Here is a 7,445-nt window from a genome sequence, read left to right as displayed (position 1 = left end):
AGATTTGCCCTGTGTCAGGCGCAAAATCAACCAGATACTCACTAAAAAGTAACCCGATGTGAGAAAGCTATTCAGGATAAATAGACGTAGCGGAAAAAAATCTGAAGTTGCTGCTCCGGTACTTAATAATAAATATCCCAACAGCCAAGTAAATGCCAAAGTAATAGACAGGCGACTAATAGCAAGTTGTTCCCGACTACCCTGGCCACGATAAAGAGCCCACAAAGATGGAAAAAAGCCGATAATCGGAATCAAATATAAAAGCAACTGGGTTTTGGGGATTGGGGATTGGGGATTGGGGATTGGGGATTGGGTACTGGGTATTGGGGATTGGGGATTGGGAGGAGATAAAGGAGAGACTTCTTCAATCATTCTTCCTTGTTCCCCTTGTCCCCCTTGTTCCTGATCCCCAGTCCCCAGTCCCCAGTCCCCAGTCCCCAGTCCCAAGTCCCAAGTCCCCTTTGGTTCAAAATTCTCCATGCGTTTTAGTCTAACTCCTAAACTAGAAGGATGAATAAGACTCATATAGTTAGAGATAATAAGCTGTAAAGAAAGATTTAACTTAGTTCTATCCAGCAATCAGCTCAAAATGCAGACACGCAAGCTACTCGACTGGTGGCAAACATTCACACCAATAGCGCGAATCGGGGCGATCGCGTTATTCGTTCCGCTGCTAGTTCTAAATGGTTGGGCACTTTCGGTCTTTTTTAATTATTTCCATTCTCTCATAGTCATTTTAGTCGGAGCCTCAGTTTTAGCATTTCTGCTCAACTACCCTGTGAGTTGGCTGGAACATCATGGTGCTAAACGAGATCAAGTTGCCATCCTAGTATTTCTCCTGGCTTTATCGATTTTATTGGCGTTGGGTGTGACACTTTTTCCGTTGGCCCTTACCCAAGCTCAACAACTGGTGGCTCGTTTGCCAGAGTTGATCGACTCTGGACGCTCTCAGCTAATGATATTAAACCAAAAAGCTGAGACTTTTAATTTACCGATTAACCTTGATGCTCTGGTAGTGCAAATCAACGATCGCGTCAAGGGGCAATTACAAGCGATCGCTGGACAAGTTTTAAATCTGGCGGTAGTTACAGTCACCAGCCTGCTAGATATCCTCTTGACGATGGTTTTGACTTTCTACCTTTTACAGCATGGGAGTGAACTCTGGGAAAGTTTAGTGGAATGGCTACCTGCTAAATTTCGCGATCCTTTCTCGAAAACAGTCCGCATGAGCTTTCAAAATTTCTTTATCACCCAGTTGATTTTATCTACCTGCATGGCCTCAGCTCTCATTCCTACCTTTTTGTGGCTAAAAGTGCCATTTGGTCTGCTATTCGGCTTAACTATTGGTCTGATGGCTCTCGTGCCCTTTGGTGGTTCTGTAGGCATCGCCTTGACTACACTATTGGTAGCACTGCAAGATTTCTCAATGGGTGTGAGAGTGTTGATTGCAGCAGTAATTGTCCAGCAAATTCTCGAAAACTTAATTGCTCCCAGAATTTTAGGCAGTTTTACAGGTTTAAATCCAGTTTGGATTTTAATTTCAGTTTTAACAGGGGCAAGAATTGGCGGATTGTTGGGTGTAATTGTGGCAGTACCTACGGCTGTTGTCATTAAGACTGCCTTAAGTGCCTTGCGTCCTGATAGCCTAACCAGCGAGATTAACGACAGCACCACTGGGGAGATAACTGCACCCCTTGCAGCAAACGAGTCCCCGAAAGCTGACGCTAACAACACATTGAGTATTTCTGAAGCGACATTACCTTAAAATTAAATTTAAAATTCAAAATCAAAATATTTTGATTTTGAATTTTTTACCATGCCAATTTTAGATTTGAGATTACTTGCTAAAAGCCCTACCTACAAGTGACGTGAAACAAACTAAAATCATCAATCTCTTAGCTGACTTTTCACGGCATGTGTGTGGAAAAAACCATTTTGAGGGTTTTCCAAGCCCTTATTTTTCCGTTAGCTATTTTCATTAACTTAGAGCTATTGAGAATTCGCCTGTGGAAAAAGTCACGCTTTTTTGGGGCTTGAGGACTTCCCGTAAAAAGTCAGAATCTCTTAGTTGGTTATCTAGAGAAGCATTGTTAAGGAAGTTTCCGCAGTGAAGGATATACTTGTGTGGATAGGGCGTTAGTTGGTTGGAACAGGTAAGCGATCGCTAACCTTTCACAGATGAGCCTTTATTAATGAATTTACCTACAAGATTATCCACCCTGATAAACTTAGTTGAATCTTCTTCTGGGGTGTCGAAGTTACAAGCGATGGTGCTGTAGTCTAGTGTGCTAGTGCCGCTATAGGTAAAGTTATTGTAAATGCCGCCACCTTTACCAGACTCTTTTTTACCAGAACTGAGTTCAATCCCGAAAGCTCTATTGTGTTTGATAATGCTCTTGCTTACTATGAGGGCACCTTCATTGTAGATGCCAGCGCCAAAGTGTGCCTGATTGTTACTAAGGGTGCTATCACTCACGTTCAGAAAAATCTGAGAATCAACACCAGCAAGATATACATATATTCCTCCACCCTGTTCTTTAGCCGTGTTATCACTGATGATACTATGACTTACGGTGCCATCACTATATGCGTAAATGCCGCCGCCATCTTGTGCCGAATTGCCACTGATGATGCTATGACTTATTATGTCATTACCTTCTGTGTAGATGCCACCGCCGTTCTCACCCGCCGAATTACCACTGATGGTGCTGTAACTTATTGTACCTCCAGATGAAAAGATACCGCCGCCGTTCTCACCCGCCGAATTACCACTGATGGTGCTGTAACTTATTGTACCTCCAGATGAAAAGATACCGCCGCCGTTAGCAGGAACCGAATTATTAGTGATAGTGCTGTAACTAAGGGTTACATTTATTAAATAAAGACCGCCGCCAAAGTCTGCCGAATTACCACTGATAGTGCTGTGACTCACTATTCCATTTTCTAAATAAATACCACCACCAAATTCTCCCGAATTGTTCGTAATGGTGCTATTTATCACAAGTACGCTGTTAGAGTTGATACCATTTTTCAAAGGTTGGACAGAATAGATACCACCACCAGAGCTATCAAGTTCGTCACCTATTATATTACCAGTGATGTTGCTACCTTTCACTATGAGGCTGCCAGTGTTGTAAATACCACCACCATCGCTGTAGTAAGAGTAAGAATCACCAGCCGAGTTGTTACTAATAGTACTGTAGTTGACTGTAAGTCTGCCAGTGTTGTAAATACCACCACCCGCGCTGATAGTGTTTTCTTGTGTATCTAATACATTGTGGTATACAGTATTGCCAGTGATGATGCTGTTATTTAATGTTAGAGTACCTTCATTGGAAATACCACCACCCCCTGCCGTGCCATTATTGTAGCCATTATATGTATTGGTAACAGTCAGCCCGTTGATTACAGCAGTTACAGCAGTGGTAATATCAAAGACACGTGTAGCACTATTATCACTAATAGTTAGTAAGTTGGGATTTCTGCCTTGAATGATTGTGTCATCTGTGATACTTAGACCACTACCAGTCAGACTGATGGTATGAGCAAGTCCATCGTTAAACAGTCCACCAAAATTGATGATGTCTTTTCCTTTTAGGGCATTAGCATCTAGAATTTCCTGCCGCAGTGAACCAGCACCACTATTGTTGGTATTAGTAACGGTGAATGTAGCCATTATTACTACTCCGATTTTTTATTGAAGTGTATAAAAATTGTGTTCAAGTAGCATCTTGATAATACTATGACTTGTAACTATTTCTTCAACTTCAGAAGGAGTATTTAGGTATGAGTTTTTTAAATAGATCAACTATTACGACGAAGGCAGATTGCTCCTGAGTAAGCCAATGGTGAAGTATGCACGGTGGGATAGCTTGTGTGGATAGGTGAGGTGTTGGTTAATTTGAATGGGTAAGCGATCGCCTATGATAGAAAGAAATCGCTTCAGCAATGCAAGTTATGTCTTATGTCTCTAACAATCAAAGACTTAAAACAATTTTAATTACAAATTACGTTAAATTATTTGGTCATTGTGGCTCAATGATGGAACCCATAAATAAAATGTTTCCCGTCTGATTATCCCTAATGGCACAGAAGAAAGGACGGTCAACAATCATTCGGAATGGTTCTGGTTCCTCCCTCAAAGATGTTGCTACTATTCCCACAGAAGTAGCCGCAGACGCTTCAGTGCCTTCTTCATTCACTTCGACAAAAGTTTTATGCTTAACTTGGCTAATGGCAAAATTTTTACCCATACCAGAAAAATTGGCTTTGTTGCTGAAAGCCTCTTCCATGCCTAAACTTTTCAAAGCATCATTAAGTGTAACTTCGTAATCTGTTTTGAAGCGGGGTAGGCGGATAAACCCTTTTTGTTTGTTGAACTGAGTCATCCATTTTTCCCAGTTTTCAAAATTCAAGTTTTGATAGAAGGCTTTGAGATTAGAGTTCTGCTTGGGCAGGAAGATATAAAAACTGGTTTTTCCATCTTTACCATAAGGTAAACTAACTGCCTGAGATTCTTCGCTCTCATAATATTTATAGTCACCCTCTTGTGACATCATTGGGTATTGTTTTCGTCTGTTAGGTGTAATGTAAAAAGGGTGTTGAGCAGTTTTATTTTTGTCGAATTCGTTACTCCAATTACCTTTAAAATATATGGCATTAATCAAAAACAATACTTGATTAGGTTCAATTTTTTCGACGACTTTAGTGATTTTTCCCTTAGTATTTTCTTTTACCCAGTTATTTATAATGTTAGATGCGGCGGCATCTTTAAAGTTTAAATTGCTAATCTTAGCTTGATATAAATCCTGGGTTCTCTTAAGAAAATCTGGTGCAAAGCTAACATCTTGATTTGCCCAAAGCGAGTTAGCAATACTCAGTTGTACTTTCGGATCTGGATTTTCTAAAAGCTGCTTTAATACCGCCGCGTAAGAAGAATTAATTTCTGGTAGATTCATCCCCTGTAATTCCAGGGTTTTTGCCATTGCTTGTTGAGTCGAGCCGCTAGCGCCATTGTAGGTCATAGCAAGGGCGCTAGCGACACTCAAAGGTGAGATAAAAACATTCTTCTCACCCGTATCACCTTTCAGAACTTGTGAAAACAGCTTGAAGCCAAACTTATTGCTAGACTCAACTATTTTTGTATTAGTATTGACTGTTTTTTTTTGCAATGGAGTTTCTGGCTGGGGTAAACTAGACTGGGCGAGGGCAGTTTTGTTACTCTCTACTTGAGAACACCCTAATACACTGAATAGAACAACACTTGCAGCTGCTAGAGCATAACGTCTGCCTAGACTAACACCGTATCGTCTTTGCAGAAAATTTTCTTTCGCATCGCTAAACTTTTGTCGATTCATTCTGCTACCTCACTTGCCAAAGATTCCCGATCTGTGCTCATGGTTGACGCAGACACTGTGTCAATGATTAACTATTGCATCTGTTCCAATAGAAAAATGGGACTGTTACAGTTTTTGTAACAGCAAGTTAATAGCTTAGAGAAATGAAACACGACTTTTTCTATCTACTAATTCTTAATTAGAGCGGCTATGCAGAAGAATTATGAAAAACTTCGATTTTTAGGAATTTTTCTATTTATCAATAACAGTATTGTAGACTACCCAATCACAAAATAACCACCGCTATTGGTTTTTAAACATAAAATCACGTTTCTCAGTTCACGAAATACCAAACTTTTTTAGGGACGCACAGCTATGCGTCCCGATAGGAGAATATTGTTCAAATAGATAAAAACGCTGTAATGACACAAATACAAAGATTGAGCGCTCCTCTTCTAATTGATAGGTACACTCCACCAAGCTAAACTATAAGGCTGAGTTGCTTCATTGAGCTTTTGACGAAACTGAACGCGGATTTTGTAATTGCCTGTAGCAGCAACGGGGCAGAAAATATGTTCTACACTATCAATTTGGCTGATTGAAGAGCAAACAGCACCAGCATCTGAATTTTGAGCATCAGCTTTTACTAAGTATAGGTCGAGATTATTTAAGCCGCGATCGCGAAAATTTTCACCCACATCATATTGCTGGTTTTTATTTTTATCGTTGAGTTCCACCAATCGATCCCAACTCAAGGTAACAGCAACAAAACTCCCTGGCTTTAATGGTTTTGCTAACACATAGTCAACAGATGCTCCAACAGCGACTGTGCGATAATCCCAACCAATAGCTGGTACAGTTGCTGATGGCTGCCATTGACCAGCACTAAATTGCTCATAAGCGCGAAATGCGTTCAAATGACCCGCTCCCATTTGAGCATCCAAAGGAATCTTTGGATCTTTATAAGCATCAGAATCTAGCCAGTTTTGATTTTGTTTATCAATTAGCGTCCGGCTCATTCCTAACCGCAAGCCATCACCGCTATCTTGAATTTTGTCTGCTGAATTCAGCAATACAGCTTTCATTACTTGATGATGCCGAGAATCGATGCTCCAGTGGGGTTGTTTTGTTCGTATCTGTCGGTCAGCAAATTCCTGCAATAGAGCAACAGTAGCCGTAACTTGAGGCGCTGCAAAACTGCTACCTGTAACCTTGTTCAATTTGCCATCTGGATTGAGCAAAGGAATATTATTTCCTGGAGCAACTAAACTGATAGCACGACGGCCACCAAGATCGAATTCTCTTCCAGCAAGCCTTCCACTTACTCCTTGGTTAGCACCCGCCAGATTAGCCACATCTACTTTGTTAAAAACTCCCCCTCTGCTGGATGAAAAAGCCACGTTCATTCCGTTAAAATTATCTGTAGGAATGGGAATACCACCCTTACCTTGATTACCTGCGATCGCATACAAAACATCATGAACACGGCTAGACCAGTCAACACATAAAGTTAGCAAAGCATTGCCGTCTAAAACAGCCTCCGGTCTAGGATCGCGGCTCAAAGGTTCACCAAAGCTAAAGTTAATAGCACGGACATCACCACCATTTTGTAGCGCTATGTGCTGGGCCGATAAACACTCTTCTGGCTGACCCATATTTTTAGTGGAACCCACCGCAGACGAATACAGTCGCGCTCCTGGAGCAACTCCCGGCAAAGCTTTGTCTTGGCTTACCATCATACCAGCAACGTTGTAGGCGTGGGAATCAACACCAGTATTTGATTTAGCTGGCCCATTACGTAAGAATACTGCCGCTAATGATATGGCACGATTTTTAGACACTGCCTTATCCCACCCAAACATTCCCGGTCGGCCAATTTCCACTTGACCAATAGCAATTTTACGACCGATTAAATTATAAGGAGCTTGGTGTAGCTTTAGAGCATCAATGCCGTTAGTTCCCAGAGCAGATTCTAAAGCTGAAGCAATTACTGGCGCACTCAAACAAGAAGCACTTAATCCCCAAATTATCCAAGTTAGTTTTTTAGTCATTAGTTATTAGTCATTGGTCATTGGTGATGAAATTAGGGGAGAGGTTACAGGTAGCAGG

The 7,445-nt window shown here is 41.2% G+C and carries 5 protein-coding genes; 1 reads left to right on the top strand and 4 read right to left on the bottom strand.

Going from position 1 to position 7,445, the window contains the following annotated elements; genetic code table 11:
• On the bottom strand, window positions 1-303 hold a 303-nt coding region (locus V7K42_RS14245), incomplete at its 3' end, for a hypothetical protein (RefSeq protein WP_442938567.1).
• 286 nt (window positions 304-589) lie between these two features.
• On the opposite strand from V7K42_RS14245, the gene V7K42_RS14240 reads away from it, so the two are divergent.
• Window positions 590-1,765 (top strand): AI-2E family transporter, encoded by a 1,176-nt coding sequence (locus V7K42_RS14240; protein WP_334917152.1) that lies wholly within the window; start codon window positions 590-592, stop codon window positions 1,763-1,765.
• A gap of 399 nt (window positions 1,766-2,164) precedes the next feature.
• Here V7K42_RS14240 and V7K42_RS14235 read toward each other — a convergent pair whose 3' ends face one another.
• From V7K42_RS14235 to V7K42_RS14225, 3 genes are all read right to left on the bottom strand, one after another.
• A complete protein-coding gene (locus tag V7K42_RS14235; RefSeq protein ID WP_334917150.1) occupies window positions 2,165-3,676 on the bottom strand; it encodes a beta strand repeat-containing protein in 1,512 nt (503 codons plus the stop codon).
• 349 nt (window positions 3,677-4,025) lie between these two features.
• Window positions 4,026-5,357, bottom strand: a complete 1,332-nt coding sequence (locus tag V7K42_RS14230; RefSeq protein ID WP_334917148.1) for a serpin family protein — start codon at window positions 5,355-5,357, stop codon at window positions 4,026-4,028.
• A 434-nt stretch (window positions 5,358-5,791) separates the two neighbouring features.
• Window positions 5,792-7,387 (bottom strand): S8 family serine peptidase, encoded by a 1,596-nt coding sequence (locus tag V7K42_RS14225; RefSeq protein WP_334917146.1) that lies wholly within the window; start codon window positions 7,385-7,387, stop codon window positions 5,792-5,794.
• Between the last annotated feature and the right edge of the window lie 58 nt (window positions 7,388-7,445).

This window comes from Nostoc sp. (genome assembly GCF_036917455.1).
In the GTDB taxonomy this organism is placed as follows: Bacteria; Cyanobacteriota; Cyanobacteriia; order Cyanobacteriales; family Nostocaceae; genus Nostoc.
This window is presented reverse-complemented; position numbering and strand designations above follow the sequence as displayed.